This is a genomic window from Paraburkholderia nemoris (assembly GCF_905221015.1).
In the GTDB taxonomy this organism is placed as follows: Bacteria; Pseudomonadota; Gammaproteobacteria; order Burkholderiales; family Burkholderiaceae; genus Paraburkholderia; species Paraburkholderia nemoris.
This window is the reverse complement of record NZ_CAJNBO010000019.1, coordinates 152,761-169,119: the sequence shown is the minus strand read 5'-3', so window position 1 is coordinate 169,119 and position 16,359 is coordinate 152,761. Positions and strand designations below refer to the sequence as shown.

The 16,359-nt window shown below is 58.9% G+C and carries 10 protein-coding genes and 4 tRNA genes; all 14 read left to right on the top strand.

What is annotated here, in order from left to right; all coding sequences use genetic code 11:
* The first annotated feature begins 224 nt into the window (after positions 1–224).
* The 14 genes from KHO33_RS27540 to recQ all read left to right on the top strand — a co-directional run bounded on the left by KHO33_RS27540 (position 225) and on the right by recQ (position 16,265).
* A tRNA-Tyr gene (locus tag KHO33_RS27540) sits at positions 225–310 on the top strand.
* A gap of 41 nt (positions 311–351) precedes the next feature.
* Positions 352–425 (top strand) — tRNA-Gly (locus KHO33_RS27535).
* Between the two features lie 16 nt (positions 426–441).
* Positions 442–516 (top strand) — tRNA-Thr (locus tag KHO33_RS27530).
* A gap of 63 nt (positions 517–579) precedes the next feature.
* Positions 580–1,770: an elongation factor Tu gene (gene tuf / locus KHO33_RS27525; protein ID WP_063497539.1), complete on the top strand. Its 1,191-nt coding sequence runs from the start codon at positions 580–582 to the stop codon at positions 1,768–1,770.
* 65 nt (positions 1,771–1,835) lie between these two features.
* Positions 1,836–1,911: transfer RNA gene (locus tag KHO33_RS27520), tRNA-Trp, on the top strand.
* Positions 1,912–1,947: 36 nt separating this feature from the next.
* Complete coding sequence (gene secE, locus KHO33_RS27515; protein WP_046567533.1) at positions 1,948–2,328, top strand: preprotein translocase subunit SecE; 381 nt, start codon at positions 1,948–1,950, stop codon at positions 2,326–2,328.
* Position 2,329: 1 nt separating this feature from the next.
* A complete protein-coding gene (gene nusG, locus KHO33_RS27510) occupies positions 2,330–2,887 on the top strand; it encodes a transcription termination/antitermination protein NusG (RefSeq protein WP_007180147.1) in 558 nt (185 codons plus the stop codon).
* A gap of 165 nt (positions 2,888–3,052) precedes the next feature.
* Positions 3,053–3,484 carry a 50S ribosomal protein L11 gene (gene rplK, locus KHO33_RS27505; RefSeq protein WP_025496715.1) on the top strand — a complete coding sequence of 144 codons (432 nt, stop codon included), beginning with the start codon at positions 3,053–3,055 and terminating at the stop codon, positions 3,482–3,484.
* Positions 3,485–4,183 carry a 50S ribosomal protein L1 gene (rplA, locus tag KHO33_RS27500; protein ID WP_011490061.1) on the top strand — a complete coding sequence of 233 codons (699 nt, stop codon included), beginning with the start codon at positions 3,485–3,487 and terminating at the stop codon, positions 4,181–4,183. It abuts the gene before it with no gap.
* Positions 4,184–4,486: 303 nt separating this feature from the next.
* On the top strand, positions 4,487–4,990 hold the full coding sequence (rplJ, locus tag KHO33_RS27495) for a 50S ribosomal protein L10 (RefSeq protein WP_054043370.1): 504 nt from the start codon (positions 4,487–4,489) through the stop codon (positions 4,988–4,990).
* A gap of 63 nt (positions 4,991–5,053) precedes the next feature.
* Positions 5,054–5,428, top strand: a complete 375-nt coding sequence (rplL, locus tag KHO33_RS27490) for a 50S ribosomal protein L7/L12 (RefSeq protein WP_054043372.1) — start codon at positions 5,054–5,056, stop codon at positions 5,426–5,428.
* 370 nt (positions 5,429–5,798) lie between these two features.
* Positions 5,799–9,905, top strand: a complete 4,107-nt coding sequence (gene rpoB, locus KHO33_RS27485; protein WP_054043374.1) for a DNA-directed RNA polymerase subunit beta — start codon at positions 5,799–5,801, stop codon at positions 9,903–9,905.
* Between the two features lie 21 nt (positions 9,906–9,926).
* Positions 9,927–14,165 (top strand): DNA-directed RNA polymerase subunit beta', encoded by a 4,239-nt coding sequence (gene rpoC / locus KHO33_RS27480; RefSeq protein WP_054043375.1) that lies wholly within the window; start codon positions 9,927–9,929, stop codon positions 14,163–14,165.
* Positions 14,166–14,417: 252 nt separating this feature from the next.
* Positions 14,418–16,265: a DNA helicase RecQ gene (gene recQ / locus KHO33_RS27475; protein ID WP_200566016.1), complete on the top strand. Its 1,848-nt coding sequence runs from the start codon at positions 14,418–14,420 to the stop codon at positions 16,263–16,265.
* Positions 16,266–16,359: the final 94 nt, after the last annotated feature.

The following is a 16,359-nucleotide window of genomic DNA, read 5'->3' as shown; positions in this document are numbered from 1 at the left end:
AGGACCGTGAAACGACTCCACGCCGATGATAGTGCGGATTCCCGTGTGAAAGTAGGTAATCGTCAGGCTCCCCAGCAAGACCAGAAACCCCACCCCGAAAAGGTGGGGTTTTTGCGTTTACGGTCGGAGCTGGAATCACTATATAAGTGAGAGCTATGAGTTTGGAACGGTCAAGCAAGCCTTGACAGCAAGCGGTTGTTCCCTCATAATCATCAGTTCTCTGCGGAGGGGTGCCCGAGTGGCTAAAGGGGGCAGACTGTAAATCTGTTGGCTTACGCCTACGTTGGTTCGAATCCAACCTCCTCCACCAGAATGCAAGCTGTAGCAGTAGTTGGGAATCCATGGATCCTTGCGGGTGTAGCTCAATGGTAGAGCAGAAGCCTTCCAAGCTTACGACGAGGGTTCGATTCCCTTCACCCGCTCCAGTAACAAAGAAGTAGCGCCCATGTGGCTCAGTGGTAGAGCACTCCCTTGGTAAGGGAGAGGTCGGCAGTTCGATCCTGCCCATGGGCACCAGAAGTACTCGGTGATTGTTTGCGCGCGGCGCAACGTACGGATAAATCCTCTTAGGAGTCGAAAATGGCCAAGGGTAAGTTTGAGCGGACCAAGCCGCACGTGAACGTCGGCACGATCGGTCACGTTGACCACGGCAAGACCACGCTGACGGCAGCGATCACGACGGTGCTGACCAAGAAGTTTGGCGGCGAAGCGAAGGCATACGACCAGATCGACGCGGCGCCGGAAGAAAAGGCACGTGGTATCACGATCAACACGGCACACGTCGAGTACGAAACGGCTAACCGCCACTACGCCCACGTCGACTGCCCGGGCCACGCTGACTATGTGAAGAACATGATCACGGGCGCAGCGCAGATGGACGGCGCGATCCTGGTGTGCTCGGCTGCAGACGGCCCGATGCCGCAAACGCGTGAGCACATCCTGCTGGCGCGTCAGGTTGGCGTTCCGTACATCATCGTGTTCCTGAACAAGTGCGACATGGTGGACGACGCTGAGCTGCTGGAACTCGTCGAGATGGAGGTTCGCGAACTTCTGTCGAAGTACGACTTCCCGGGCGACGACACGCCGATCATCAAGGGTTCGGCCAAGCTGGCGCTGGAAGGCGACACGGGCGAGCTGGGCGAAGTGGCGATCATGAACCTGGCCGACGCGCTGGACACGTACATCCCGACGCCGGAGCGCGCAGTTGACGGTGCGTTCCTGATGCCGGTGGAAGACGTGTTCTCGATCTCGGGTCGCGGCACGGTGGTGACGGGTCGCGTTGAGCGCGGCGTGGTGAAGGTTGGCGAGGAAATCGAAATCGTCGGTATCAAGCCGACGGTGAAGACGACCTGCACGGGCGTGGAAATGTTCCGCAAGCTGCTCGACCAGGGTCAGGCAGGCGACAACGTGGGTATCCTGCTGCGCGGCACGAAGCGTGAAGACGTGGAGCGTGGCCAGGTTCTGGCGAAGCCGGGTTCGATCAACCCGCACACGCATTTCACGGCTGAAGTGTACGTGCTGAGCAAGGACGAAGGCGGCCGCCACACGCCGTTCTTCAACAACTATCGTCCGCAGTTCTACTTCCGTACGACGGACGTGACGGGCTCGATCGAGTTGCCGAAGGACAAGGAAATGGTCATGCCGGGCGACAACGTGTCGATCACGGTGAAGCTGATCAACCCGATCGCGATGGAAGAAGGTCTGCGCTTCGCAATCCGCGAAGGTGGCCGTACGGTCGGCGCAGGTGTGGTTGCCAAGATCCTCGAGTAACGCCAGAAAGTTCTCGTTGATCGGTAGTTTCGGGGTTGGCGGTGTCGTCAACCCCAAAATGGTTTAGGGGTATAGCTCAACTGGCAGAGCGTCGGTCTCCAAAACCGAAGGTTGGGGGTTCGATTCCCTCTGCCCCTGCCAACTCTCGCGCCGTATATGGCGCTTCGTTAAGGTGTTATGGCGAATCCTTCCGTCGAAACTGTAAATACATCCGGCGACAAGCTGATGCTCGTCGCGGGCGTATTGTTGGTCTTGGCCGGGTTCGTGGGGTTCTTCTGGCTCAGTGGCCAGGAATGGTACGTCCGCGGAGCCGCCTTGGCTGTTGGCGCTATCGCGGGTGTTGCAGTCGGTCTTCTCTCCGCGCCTGGCAAGGGTTTCATCGCTTTCGCCAAAGACTCGTACAAAGAAGTTCGCAAGGTTGTCTGGCCGACTCGTAAAGAGGCCACCCAGACAACGCTCGTAGTGTTCGGCTTCGTGTTCGTCATGGCGATCTTTCTTTGGATTAGCGATAAATCCATCGAATGGGCGATTTTCTCGGTGATTCTGGGTTGGAAATGATATGAGTGATACTCCGGCATCCCCGAGCGGCAAACGTTGGTACGTGGTGCACGCCTACTCCGGCATGGAGAAGAGCGTGCAACGTGCGCTTCAAGAGCGCATCGAACGTGCTGGCATGCAAGACCAGTTTGGTCAAATCCTCGTTCCGACTGAAGAAGTGGTCGAGGTGAAAGGCGGTCACAAATCGGTGACCGAACGTCGTTTCTTCCCGGGCTACGTCCTTGTGGAAATGGAAATGACAGACGAAACGTGGCACCTCGTGAAGAACACGGCAAAGGTGACGGGTTTCGTAGGCGGTGCGCGTAATCGTCCGAGCCCGATTTCCCCGCGGGAAGTCGAGAAGATCATGTCGCAAATGCAGGAAGGCGTGGAAAAGCCGCGTCCGAAGACCCTGTTCGAAGTAGGCGAGATGGTGCGGGTGAAGGACGGTCCGTTCACGGATTTCAACGGCAGCGTCGAAGAAGTGAATTACGAAAAGTCGCGCGTCCGTGTTTCCGTTACAATCTTCGGCCGCGCAACGCCGGTCGAGCTGGAATTCGGCCAGGTCGAAAAGTTGTAATCCAGAATTCTACGGGGCGCACCAGTCGGTGCGTTCCGTATTTCGCGCTTACGGTCCGCGTAATGGCCGTTGAGGAGCGTAAGTAGTCTGTTTTTCGGCGAACGCGCGCTACTACTCACTGAATGTCCGCTTGCACTAGGGCGGCGTTCCTAAGAGGTTTTCAAAATGGCAAAGAAAATCATCGGCTTTATCAAGCTGCAGATTCCTGCAGGTAAAGCCAACCCGTCGCCGCCGGTCGGTCCGGCACTGGGCCAACGCGGCCTGAACATCATGGAGTTCTGCAAGGCGTTCAACGCGCAGACTCAAGCTATGGAACCGGGTCTGCCGATTCCGGTCGTGATCACCGCGTTTGCGGACAAGAGCTTCACGTTCGTTCTGAAGACGCCGCCGGCTACGGTTCTGATCAAGAAGGCAGCGAAGATCGACAAGGGTTCGGCCAAGCCGCATACCGACAAGGTCGGCAAGATCACCCGCGCTCAAGCTGAAGACATCGCCAAGACCAAGATGCCCGATCTGACGGCAGCTGATCTGGACGCAGCGGTTCGTACGATCGCTGGTAGCGCCCGCTCGATGGGCATCACCGTGGAGGGCGTGTAAATGGCTAAGCTTTCAAAACGTCTGCAAGCATTTGCAGCCAAGGTTGATCGTCAAAAGCTGTACGCGATCGACGAAGCTCTGTCGCTCGTGAAGGAATGCGCAAGCGCGAAGTTCGACGAGTCGATCGACGTTGCAGTGCAACTCGGCATCGACGCGAAGAAGTCGGACCAAGTGGTTCGTGGCTCGGTCGTGCTGCCGGCAGGTACCGGTAAGTCGGTTCGCGTGGCTGTGTTCGCACAAGGCGAAAAGGCTGAGCAAGCTCGCGCAGCCGGCGCAGAAGTCGTCGGTATGGAAGACCTGGCTGAACAAGTCAAGGCCGGCAAGCTGGACTTCGACATCGTGATCGCTTCGCCGGACACGATGCGCGTTGTCGGTACGCTCGGTCAGATCCTCGGCCCGCGCGGCCTGATGCCGAACCCGAAGGTTGGCACGGTTACGCCGGACGTCGCGACTGCAGTCAAGAACGCCAAGGCTGGTCAGGTGCAATTCCGTGTCGACAAGGCCGGTATCATCCACGCCACGATTGGCCGTGCTTCGTTCGAGCCGACGGCTCTGCGTAGCAATCTGAACGCTCTCGTCGACGCGCTGCAAAAGGCGAAGCCGGCAACGAGCAAGGGTGTGTACCTGCGTAAGGTTGCACTGTCGAGCACGATGGGCGTTGGCGTTCGCGTCGACCAGGCATCGCTCGCAGCACAGTAATAAATTTCATCGCCTCGATGTGAGTCGAGGCGGTTTTATGGGCTTTGGGCGGTCGCAAGATGGCAGTCTGCATCGAGCGGCCGGTTGTCAAAGACCGTTGGCGGGAACGCAGCAGGTGGGCGAACCCTTAATGCAAAAGCCAACGCAGATGGCGAACCCGAAAAGGTTTTGTAGTGATGAAGCCGGTTGAAGTCCGCAGCAATGTGGGGTTCAGGCGGTCGAAATACTCCTGACTGGTCGGACGCCGTTATTGAACGCGGTACACAAGGCGCACGCTGCGTGTATCGAATCTGGAGGTTAACCGTGCCACTCAATAAAGAAAGCAAGCAGGCCGTCGTCGCTGAGGTTGCCGCGCAAGTCGCGAAAGCTCAGACCGTGGTTCTGGCTGAGTATCGTGGGATCACGGTTGGCGATCTGACCAAGCTGCGCGCGAAAGCGCGTGAGCAACAGGTTTACCTTCGCGTGTTGAAAAACACGCTGGCGCGTCGCGCTGTTGAAGGTACCCCGTTTGCTTCTTTGGCAGAGCAGATGACCGGTCCCCTGATCTACGGCATCTCGGAAGATGCCATTGCCGCTGCTAAGGTCGTCAACGACTTCGGCAAGAGCAATGACAAGTTGATCATCAAGGCTGGTTCCTACGAAGGCAAGGTGATGGACAAGGCTGGCGTGCAAGCGCTGGCAAACATCCCGAGCCGCGAAGAACTGCTCTCCAAGCTGTTGTACGTTATGCAAGCACCTGTTTCCGGCTTTGCGCGCGCTCTGGCCGCGCTGGCAGAAAAGAAACAAGGCGAAGAAGCTGCTGCGTAACGCACTTCAGTCGAGCGTGATTGATCGCTGGCTGTATCCGAATTCAATTTAGGAGTATTTCAAATGGCAATCGCAAAAGATGACATCCTCGAGGCAGTAAGCTCGATGTCGGTTCTGGAACTGAACGAGCTGGTCAAGGCGTTCGAAGAAAAGTTTGGCGTGTCGGCAGCTGCTGTTGCAGTGGCAGGCCCGGCAGGCGGCGGCGCTGCTGCTGCTGCTGAAGAGCAAACCGAATTCACGGTCAACCTGACGGAAGTCGGCGCGAACAAGGTTTCGGTCATTAAGGCTGTTCGTGAACTGACGGGTCTCGGCCTGAAGGAAGCGAAGGACCTGGTCGACGGTGCACCGAAGCCTGTTAAGGAATCGGTACCGAAGGCTGCTGCTGAAGAAGCCAAGAAGAAGTTGGAAGAAGCCGGCGCGAAGGCTGAAATCAAGTAAGTTTCGGCGCGTTGTGCGAAGGCTGGCGGTTTTCCACCGCCGGCCTTTTTGTGCTTTGTGGGAACCATGTTTTTGTCAGCCGGTTTCGGCAAGAACAGGGATCCCAGAAGCCAAAGAAAATCGCCTATCGGCAATATTGACCGGCGCTTCTCTTTGTCTTCTGAAGCGACTGCAGAAGGCAAGTTTGGTCGGGTAGCGGGCAACATAGGCATCCGCTGCCGTCAGCCAGCGGTTGGTAGCGGCCAACCACCAAGCTTCTAGGCTCGTTCAAGCCATCGGACGGCCATCGGGTCTCAGTCGGTGAACACTCGGGTTGTCTCATCAAGGTATCCTGCCTCGACAACAATGCCCGCCGTGATTCGGAGATCGTATGCAATATTCCTTCACCGAGAAGAAGCGCATTCGCAAGAGTTTTGCGAAGCGCCCCATCGTTCACCAAGTACCTTTCCTGCTGGCTACCCAGCTTGAATCATTCAGCACGTTTCTGCAAGCAGACACGTCATCCACGCAGCGCAAGCCGGAAGGCCTGCAGGCTGCGTTTACATCCGTTTTTCCGATCGTTTCGCACAACGGCTTCGCGCGTCTCGAGTTCGTCAGCTACATGCTGTCGCCGCCGGCATTCAACATCAAGGAATGTCAGCAGCGCGGTTTGACGTACTGCTCAGCACTGCGCGCGAAAGTACGCCTGGTGCTGCTCGACAAGGAATCGCCGAGCAAGCCGGTCGTCAAGGAAGTGAAGGAACAGGAAGTGTACATGGGCGAAATTCCGCTCATGACGCCGACGGGTTCGTTCGTCATCAACGGCACGGAACGTGTGATCGTTTCGCAGCTGCATCGTTCGCCGGGCGTGTTCTTCGAACACGACAAGGGCAAGACGCACAGCTCGGGCAAGCTCCTGTTTTCGGCACGTATCATTCCTTACCGCGGTTCGTGGCTCGACTTCGAATTCGATCCGAAGGACGTGCTGTACTTCCGCGTTGACCGCCGTCGCAAGATGCCGGTCACGATCCTGCTGAAGGCAATTGGCCTGACGCCGGAACAGATCCTCGCAAACTTTTTCGTGTTCGACAATTTCACGCTGATGCCGGAAGGCGCGCAGATGGAATTCGTGCCGGAGCGTCTGCGTGGTGAAGTCGCACGTTTCGACATCACGGACCGTGATGGCAACGTGATCGTCCAGAAGGACAAGCGGATCAACGCCAAGCACATTCGCGATCTCGACAACGCGAAGACGAAGTTCATCTCGGTGCCGGAAGACTATCTGCTCGGCCGCGTGCTCGCGAAGAACGTCGTCGACGGCGACACGGGTGAAGTCATCGCTAACGCGAACGACGAAATCACCGAAACCGTTCTCGAAAAGCTCCGCGAATCGAAGATCAAAGACATCCAGACGCTTTACACGAACGATCTGGATCAAGGTCCGTACATCTCGTCGACGTTGCGTATCGACGAAACCGCGGACAAGATGGCTGCACGCATTGCGATCTACCGCATGATGCGTCCGGGCGAACCGCCGACCGAAGAAGCGGTCGAGGCGCTGTTCAACCGTCTGTTCTACAGCGAAGACGCATACGACCTGTCCAAGGTGGGTCGTATGAAGTTCAACCGCCGTGTCGGTCGCGACGAAATCGTCGGTCCGATGACGCTGCAAGACGACGACATCCTCGCCACGATCAAGATCCTGGTCGAACTGCGTAACGGCAAGGGCGAAGTGGACGACATCGACCACTTGGGCAATCGTCGTGTGCGTTGCGTCGGCGAACTGGCGGAAAACCAGTTCCGCGCAGGTCTCGTGCGTGTCGAACGTGCTGTGAAGGAACGCCTCGGCCAGGCCGAAAGCGAAAACCTGATGCCGCACGACCTGATCAACTCGAAGCCGATTTCGTCGGCGATTCGCGAGTTCTTCGGTTCGTCGCAGCTGTCGCAGTTTATGGACCAGACCAACCCGCTGTCGGAAATCACCCACAAGCGCCGTGTTTCGGCACTTGGCCCGGGCGGTTTGACGCGTGAGCGCGCTGGCTTTGAAGTCCGCGACGTGCACCCGACCCACTATGGCCGTGTGTGCCCGATTGAAACGCCGGAAGGTCCGAACATCGGCCTGATCAACTCGCTGGCACTGTACGCGCACCTGAACGAATATGGCTTCCTCGAAACGCCGTATCGCAAGGTGGTGGACAGCAAGGTGACCGATCAGATCGACTATCTGTCGGCGATCGAAGAAGGCCGTTACGTGATCGCTCAGGCGAACGCGGCGGTTGCTGCTGACGGCTCGCTGACCGACGAACTGGTGTCGTCGCGTGAAGCAGGCGAAACGCTGATGGTTACGCCGGACCGCATCCAGTACATGGACGTAGCGCCGTCGCAGATCGTCTCGGTGGCAGCTTCGCTGATTCCGTTCCTCGAGCACGATGACGCGAACCGCGCATTGATGGGTTCGAACATGCAGCGTCAGGCTGTGCCGTGTCTGCGTCCTGAAAAGGCCGTGGTCGGTACGGGTATCGAACGCACGGTGGCAGTCGACTCGGGTACGACGGTTCAGGCATTCCGCGGTGGTGTGGTCGATTACGTCGACGCAGGCCGTATGGTGATCCGCGTGAACGACGATGAAGCCGTTGCTGGCGACGTCGGCGTGGACATTTACAACCTGATCAAGTACACGCGTTCGAATCAGAACACGAACATCAACCAGCGCCCGATCGTGAAGGTCGGCGACATCGTGTCGCGTGGCGACGTGCTGGCTGACGGCGCATCGACCGACCTCGGCGAACTGGCTCTCGGCCAGAACATGCTGGTCGCGTTCATGCCGTGGAACGGCTACAACTTCGAAGATTCGATCTTGATCTCGGAGAAGGTGGTTGCTGACGACCGTTACACGTCGATCCACATCGAAGAACTGAACGTCGTAGCTCGCGATACGAAGCTCGGACCGGAAGAAATCACGCGCGACATCTCGAACCTGGCTGAAGTGCAACTCGGCCGTCTCGATGAGTCGGGCATCGTCTACATCGGCGCTGAAGTCGAAGCAGGCGACGTGCTGGTCGGTAAGGTCACGCCGAAGGGCGAAACCCAGCTGACGCCGGAAGAAAAGCTGCTGCGCGCGATCTTCGGTGAAAAGGCTTCGGACGTGAAGGACACGTCGCTGCGCGTGCCGTCGGGCATGAGCGGTACGGTCATCGACGTGCAAGTGTTCACGCGTGAAGGTATTCAGCGCGACAAGCGTGCGCAACAGATCATCGACGATGAACTGAAGCGTTATCGCCTCGACCTGAACGACCAGCTACGTATCGTGGAAGGCGATGCATTCCAGCGTCTCGCACGTATGTTGACCGGCAAGGTCGCAAACGGTGGTCCGAAGAAGCTCGCGAAGGGTACGAAGATCGAACAGGCTTACCTGGAAGATCTCGACCACTACCACTGGTTCGACATCCGCCTTGCGGACGAAGAAGCAGCGGCACAGCTCGAAGCTATCAAGGACTCGATCGAACAGAAGCGTCATCAGTTCGATCTGGCGTTCGAAGAAAAGCGCAAGAAGCTTACGCAAGGCGACGAACTGCCGCCGGGCGTGCTGAAGATGGTCAAGGTGTATCTGGCTGTGAAGCGTCGTCTGCAGCCTGGCGACAAGATGGCCGGCCGTCACGGTAACAAGGGTGTGGTGTCGAAGATCGTTCCGATCGAAGACATGCCGTACATGGCCGATGGCCGTCCGGCTGACGTCGTTCTGAACCCGCTCGGCGTGCCGTCGCGGATGAACGTGGGTCAGGTTCTCGAAGTGCATCTGGGTTGGGCCGCGAAGGGTCTCGGCTGGCGTATTGCAGAAATGCTGCAACGTCAGGCGAAGATCGCTGAACTGCGCGAATTCCTGACCAAGATCTACAACGAGTCGGGCCGCGCTGAAGAGCTGGACAGCTTCACGGACGACGAAATCGTCGAACTGGCGAAGAACCTGCGCGAAGGCGTTCCGTTTGCCACGCCGGTGTTCGACGGTGCGACGGAAGAAGAAATGTCGCGCGCGCTGGATCTGGCATTCCCGGACGACATCGCGAAGAACCTCGGCATGACGCCGTCGAAGAACCAGGTGCGTCTGTATGACGGCCGCACGGGTGAGATGTTCGAACGTACGGTGACTGTCGGCTATATGCACTACCTGAAGCTGCACCACTTGGTCGACGACAAGATGCACGCGCGTTCCACGGGCCCGTACTCGCTCGTGACGCAGCAGCCGTTGGGCGGTAAGGCGCAGTTCGGTGGCCAGCGTTTCGGTGAAATGGAAGTGTGGGCGCTCGAAGCGTACGGCGCATCGTACGTGTTGCAAGAAATGCTGACGGTGAAGTCGGATGACGTGGCGGGCCGGACTAAGGTGTATGAGAACCTGGTCAAGGGCGATCACGTAATCGACGCCGGCATGCCGGAATCCTTCAACGTGCTCGTGAAGGAAATCCGCTCGCTCGGTATCGATATCGACCTCGACCGCAACTAATCGGACTACGGAGAGAAAGCAATGAAAGCTCTGCTCGATCTATTCAAGCAAGTCCAACAGCCTGAAGTTTTTGACGCGATCAAGATCGGTCTGGCCTCGCCAGACAAGATCCGTTCGTGGTCGTTCGGTGAAGTCAAGAAGCCGGAAACCATCAACTACCGGACGTTCAAGCCGGAACGTGATGGTCTGTTCTGCGCGAAGATTTTCGGGCCGATCAAAGACTACGAATGCCTTTGCGGCAAGTACAAGCGCCTGAAGCACCGTGGCGTGATCTGTGAAAAGTGCGGCGTCGAAGTGACGCTCGCGAAGGTGCGTCGCGAACGGATGGGCCACATTGAGCTGGCCTCGCCGGTCGCTCACATCTGGTTCCTGAAGTCGCTGCCGTCGCGTCTGGGCATGGTGCTCGATATGACGCTGCGCGACATCGAACGCGTGCTGTACTTCGAAGCATACGTGGTGATCGATCCGGGCATGACGCCGCTGAAAGCGCGGCAGATCATGACGGAAGAGGATTACTACAACAAGGTCGAAGAGTACGGTGACGAATTCCGTGCCGAGATGGGCGCGGAAGGCGTTCGCGAACTGCTGCGCGCGATCAACATCGACGAACAGGTCGAGATGCTGCGCACCGAACTCAAGAACACGGGTTCGGAAGCGAAGATCAAGAAGTATGCGAAGCGCCTGAAGGTGCTCGAGGCTTTCCAACGTTCGGGCATCAAGCCTGACTGGATGGTGCTCGAAGTGCTGCCGGTGCTGCCGCCGGAACTGCGTCCGCTGGTGCCGCTGGATGGCGGCCGCTTCGCGACGTCGGACCTGAACGACCTGTATCGCCGCGTGATCAACCGTAACAACCGGTTGAAGCGTCTGCTCGAACTGAAGGCGCCTGAAATCATCGTCCGCAACGAAAAGCGGATGCTGCAGGAAGCCGTCGATTCGCTGCTCGACAACGGTCGTCGCGGTAAGGCAATGACCGGCGCGAACAAGCGTCCGCTGAAGTCGCTCGCTGACATGATCAAGGGTAAGGGCGGTCGTTTCCGTCAGAACTTGCTCGGTAAGCGCGTTGACTACTCGGGCCGTTCGGTGATCGTGGTCGGCCCGACGCTCAAGCTGCATCAGTGCGGTCTGCCGAAGCTGATGGCGCTCGAACTGTTCAAGCCGTTCATCTTCAACAAGCTCGAAGTGATGGGTGTCGCTACCACCATCAAGGCAGCGAAGAAGGAAGTCGAGAATCAGACGCCGGTGGTGTGGGACATCTTGGAAGAGGTGATCCGCGAACATCCGGTCATGCTGAACCGTGCGCCTACGCTTCATCGTCTTGGCATTCAGGCTTTCGAGCCGGTGCTGATCGAAGGTAAGGCTATCCAGCTGCACCCGCTCGTTTGCGCGGCGTTCAACGCCGACTTCGACGGTGACCAGATGGCTGTGCACGTGCCGCTGTCGCTCGAAGCGCAGATGGAAGCGCGTACGCTGATGCTGGCGTCGAACAACATCCTGTTCCCGGCCAACGGCGATCCGTCGATCGTGCCGTCGCAGGATATCGTGCTCGGCCTGTACTACGCGACGCGTGAAGCAGTGAACGCCAAGGGCGAAGGCCTGACGTTCACCGGCGTGTCGGAAGCACTGCGTGCTTACGAGAACAAGGAAGTCGAGCTGGCCTCGCGCGTCAACGTGCGGATCACGGAAATGGTCCACAACGAAGACAAGTCGGAAGGTGCGCCGGCATTCGTGCCGAAGATCACGCTGTACGCGACGACCGTCGGCCGTTCGATCCTGTCGGAGATTCTGCCGCCGGGTCTGCCGTTCTCGGTGCTGAATAAGCCGCTGAAGAAGAAGGAAATCTCGCGTCTGATCAACACCGCATTCCGCAAGTGCGGTCTGCGCGAAACGGTGATTTTCGCCGACCAGTTGATGCAGTCGGGTTTCCGTCTGGCAACGCGCGCCGGTATTTCGATTTGCGTCGACGACATGCTCGTGCCGCCGCAGAAAGAACAGATCGTCGGCGATGCAGCCAAGAAGGTGAAGGAATACGACCGTCAGTACATGTCGGGTCTCGTCACGTCGCAAGAGCGCTACAACAACGTGGTCGACATCTGGTCGGCAACGTCGGAAGCGGTCGGCAAGGCGATGATGGAACAGCTGTCGACGGAACCGGTGGTCGATCGCGACGGCAACGAAACGCGTCAGGAGTCGTTCAACTCCATCTACATGATGGCTGACTCGGGTGCTCGTGGTTCCGCAGTTCAGATTCGTCAACTGGCCGGTATGCGTGGCCTGATGGCGAAGCCGGACGGCTCGATCATCGAAACGCCGATTACGGCGAACTTCCGTGAAGGCCTGAACGTGTTGCAGTACTTCATCTCGACCCACGGTGCACGTAAGGGGCTGGCTGATACGGCACTGAAGACGGCAAACTCGGGTTACCTGACGCGTCGTCTCGTCGACGTGACGCAGGATCTGGTGGTGGTCGAGGACGATTGCGGTACGTCCAACGGCGTCGCCATGAAGGCGTTGGTCGAAGGCGGTGAAGTCGTCGAAGCGTTGCGTGACCGTATCCTCGGTCGCGTGACGGTGGCTGACGTCGTCAATCCGGAAACGCAGGAAACGCTGTACGAAACGGGCACGTTGCTCGACGAAGACGCGGTCGAAGAAATCGAACGCCTCGGCATCGACGAAGTGCGCGTGCGTACGCCGCTGACTTGCGAAACGCGTTACGGCCTGTGCGCAGCCTGCTATGGCCGCGACCTGGGTCGTGGCTCGTCGGTCAACGTCGGTGAAGCAGTTGGCGTGATCGCTGCTCAGTCGATCGGTGAACCGGGCACTCAGCTGACGATGCGTACGTTCCACATCGGTGGTGCGGCATCGCGTGCAGCAGTGGCTTCGTCGGTTGAAGCCAAGTCGAACGGTACGGTGCGTTTCACGGCGACCATGCGTTACGTCACCAACGCGAAGGGCGAGCAGATCGTCATCTCGCGTTCGGGCGAAGCGATGATCACCGACGACCACGGCCGTGAGCGCGAACGTCACAAGGTGCCGTACGGCGCGACGCTGTTGCAACTGGACGGCGCGCAGATCAAGGCCGGCACGCAACTGGCGACGTGGGATCCGATGACGCGTCCGATCATCACCGAGTATGGTGGTACGGTGAAGTTCGAAAACGTCGAAGAAGGCGTGACGGTTGCCAAGCAGATCGACGATGTGACGGGTCTCTCGACGCTGGTCGTGATCGACGTGAAGCGCCGCGGTTCGCAAGCGTCGAAGACGGTCCGTCCGCAGGTCAAGCTGCTCGACGCGAACGGCGAAGAAGTCAAGATCCCGAACACCGAGCACTCGGTGCAGATCGGCTTCCAGGTCGGCGCTCTGATCACCGTGAAGGACGGTCAGCAAGTGCAGGTCGGTGAAGTGCTGGCACGTATCCCGGTTGAATCGCAGAAAACGCGTGACATTACCGGTGGTCTGCCGCGTGTGGCCGAACTGTTCGAAGCGCGCTCGCCGAAGGACGCCGGTATTCTGGCGGAAGTCACGGGCACGACGTCGTTCGGTAAGGACACGAAGGGCAAGCAACGTCTCGTTATCACGGACCTCGAAGGCAATCAGCACGAGTTCCTGATCGCGAAGGAAAAGCAGGTTCTGGTGCACGATGGTCAGGTCGTCAACAAGGGCGAAATGATTGTCGACGGGCCGGCTGATCCGCACGACATTCTGCGTTTGCAGGGCGTCGAAGCGCTGGCGCGCTACATCGTTGACGAAGTGCAGGACGTGTATCGTCTGCAGGGCGTGAAGATCAATGACAAGCACATTGAAGTGATCGTCCGTCAGATGCTGCGCCGCGTGCAGATCGTCGATAACGGTGACACGCGCTTCATCATGGGCGAACAGGTCGAGCGCTCGGATATGCTCGACGAGAACGACCGGATGGCTGCGGAAGGCAAGATCCCGGCAACCTACGACAACGTGCTGCTCGGTATTACGAAGGCATCGCTGTCGACCGATTCGTTCATCTCGGCGGCGTCGTTCCAGGAAACGACCCGTGTGCTGACCGAAGCGGCGATCATGGGCAAGCGCGACGATTTGCGCGGGCTGAAGGAAAACGTGATCGTTGGTCGTCTGATTCCGGCTGGTACGGGTCTCGCGTTCCACAAGGCACGCAAGAGCAAGGAACTGTCCGACCGCGAGCGTTTCGATCAGATCGCAGCGGAAGAGTCGTTCGAATTCGGTACGCCGGAAACCCCGGCCGCCGAACAGCAGCACTCAGGCGAGTAAGTCCGGGCGGCGCAAGCCGCTTGGGCTCACCAGCCAGCGAAGCCGCTCAGTTTCGACTGAGCGGTTTTTTTTTGCCGACAGGAGTTAGTGCTTTAGCACTTACTCCTCTCCCACGCACCGCGGGTGTCTCATTTTTGTGCGTTTTTTGTGGATTCGTAGGCCGAACGGCTAACGTTGTCGCAAAGCGCGGGCGCAGCACGAATGCGTTGGTAAAATTCGTGTCACCGGCATCACGCTGCTTCTCTCCAATTCATGTCCCGTTCGCTCGAAATCCTCAACGAAGTTTTTGGCTACCCCGCATTCCGAGGACAGCAGGGCGAAATTGTCGAACACGTCGCCGGCGGCGGCGATTGTCTCGTGCTGATGCCAACGGGCGGCGGCAAATCGTTGTGCTATCAGATCCCGTCGCTGGTGCGGCGCGAAGCGGGCTGCGGAGCGGGGATCGTCGTGTCCCCGCTGATCGCATTGATGCAGGACCAGGTCGCTGCGCTGAAGGAAGTGGGCGTTAGGGCCGCGTATCTGAATTCGACGCTGTCGAGTGCCGAAGCGATGGCCACAGAGCGCGCGCTGCGCGAGGGCGAAATCGATCTACTGTACGTGGCGCCGGAACGGTTGATGACGCCCCGTTTCCAGGAATTGCTCGAGCGTACGCGCATTGGCCTCTTCGCCATCGACGAAGCGCATTGCGTGTCGCAATGGGGTCACGATTTCCGTCCTGAGTATATTCAGCTGTCGGTGCTGCACGAGCGCTTTCCGAACGTGCCGCGTATCGCGCTCACCGCGACCGCCGACGCGATCACGCGCGACGAAATCATTCACCGTCTTGCGCTCGATGACGCGCGCATCTTCGTATCAAGCTTCGATCGCCCGAACATCCGCTATCGCATCGTCGAAAAGGACAATGCGCGCACGCAATTGCTCGACTTTATTCGCGCTGAACACTCGAAACCGGACGGTACGACAGACGCCGGCGTTGTCTATTGCCTGTCGCGTCGCAAGGTCGAAGAAACGGCTGAATGGCTGAAAGAGAAGGGGATGCGCGCGTTGCCGTACCACGCCGGCATGGAGTTCGAAATTCGCCAGAAGCATCAGGAGATGTTCCAGCGCGAGGAGGGCATCGTGATGTGCGCGACGATCGCGTTCGGCATGGGGATCGACAAGCCGGACGTACGCTTCGTGGCTCACCTTGATTTGCCGAAGAGTGTCGAAGGTTACTACCAGGAAACCGGGCGTGCCGGTCGCGACGGCATGCCGGCGAACGCCTGGATGGCGTACGGTCTGGGCGACGTCGTGCAGCAGCGCAAGATGATTGACGAGTCCGACGCTGACGACGCGCATAAACGCGTGCAGACCGGCAAACTCGACGCGTTGCTCGGGCTGTGCGAAGCGGCGACCTGTCGCCGGGTGCGGCTGCTCGCATATTTCGGCGAATCGAGCAAGCCGTGCGGCAACTGCGATAACTGCATCGAACCGCCCGACACCTGGAACGCGACGCGCGAAGCACAGATGGCGCTGTCATGTGTGTTCCGCGCGCAGCGGGCAAGTGGATTTCACTTCGGCGCCGGACATCTGATCGATATTCTGCGTGGCAACCGCAGCGAGAAAATCCTGCAACGCGGCCACGAGAAGCTCACCACCTTTGGGATCGGGGCGGCGCTCGGCGAGCCGGAGTGGCGCGCCATTTTTCGCCAACTCGTCGCTTTCGGCTACCTCGCTGTCGACCACGAAGGCTTCGGCTCGCTGGTGCTGACCGAAGCTGCCAAAGCAGTGTTGAAGAGCGAGCAGAACGTAACAATGCGCCGCTACGTGAAGCCGACGCGTACCCGCCAGTCTTCCAGCCGCACCAGCGAACGCGCCGACCCGACGATCGGCATGGGCCCACGCGAGCGAGCTCGCTGGGAGCGCCTGCGCGCCTGGCGCACGGAGACTGCGAAAAGCGACGGCGTGCCGGCCTACGTCATCTTCCACGACGCCACGTTGGCCGAAATTGCCCGCAACGGCCCTGATTCCATTGAGGATTTGCGCGGCATTCCAGGCATGGGCGCCCGCAAGCTGGACCGTTTCGGCGACGAGTTGCTGGAAGTCGTCGGCGCCGACTGAGCGCCGGCGAGCGCAGTTTCAGGTCGACAGGCATGCGAAACATCGCAACCTGTTGACTCCCTTAGCATTTTCGGAATATTATGCTAGGTTCCGG

Bases quoted from the DNA above. Each gene is read 5' to 3' on its own strand.
- secE (WP_046567533.1), top strand. From the start codon at position 1,948: ATGGCGAATCCTTCCGTCGAAACTGTAAATACATCCGGCGACAAGCTG.
- nusG (WP_007180147.1), top strand. From the start codon at position 2,330: ATGAGTGATACTCCGGCATCCCCGAGCGGCAAACGTTGGTACGTGGTG.
- rplA (WP_011490061.1), top strand. From the start codon at position 3,485: ATGGCTAAGCTTTCAAAACGTCTGCAAGCATTTGCAGCCAAGGTTGAT.
- rpoC (WP_054043375.1), top strand. From the start codon at position 9,927: ATGAAAGCTCTGCTCGATCTATTCAAGCAAGTCCAACAGCCTGAAGTT.
- rplL (WP_054043372.1), top strand. From the start codon at position 5,054: ATGGCAATCGCAAAAGATGACATCCTCGAGGCAGTAAGCTCGATGTCG.
- recQ (WP_200566016.1), top strand. From the start codon at position 14,418: ATGTCCCGTTCGCTCGAAATCCTCAACGAAGTTTTTGGCTACCCCGCA.
- tuf (WP_063497539.1), top strand. From the start codon at position 580: ATGGCCAAGGGTAAGTTTGAGCGGACCAAGCCGCACGTGAACGTCGGC.
- rplK (WP_025496715.1), top strand. From the start codon at position 3,053: ATGGCAAAGAAAATCATCGGCTTTATCAAGCTGCAGATTCCTGCAGGT.
- rpoB (WP_054043374.1), top strand. From the start codon at position 5,799: ATGCAATATTCCTTCACCGAGAAGAAGCGCATTCGCAAGAGTTTTGCG.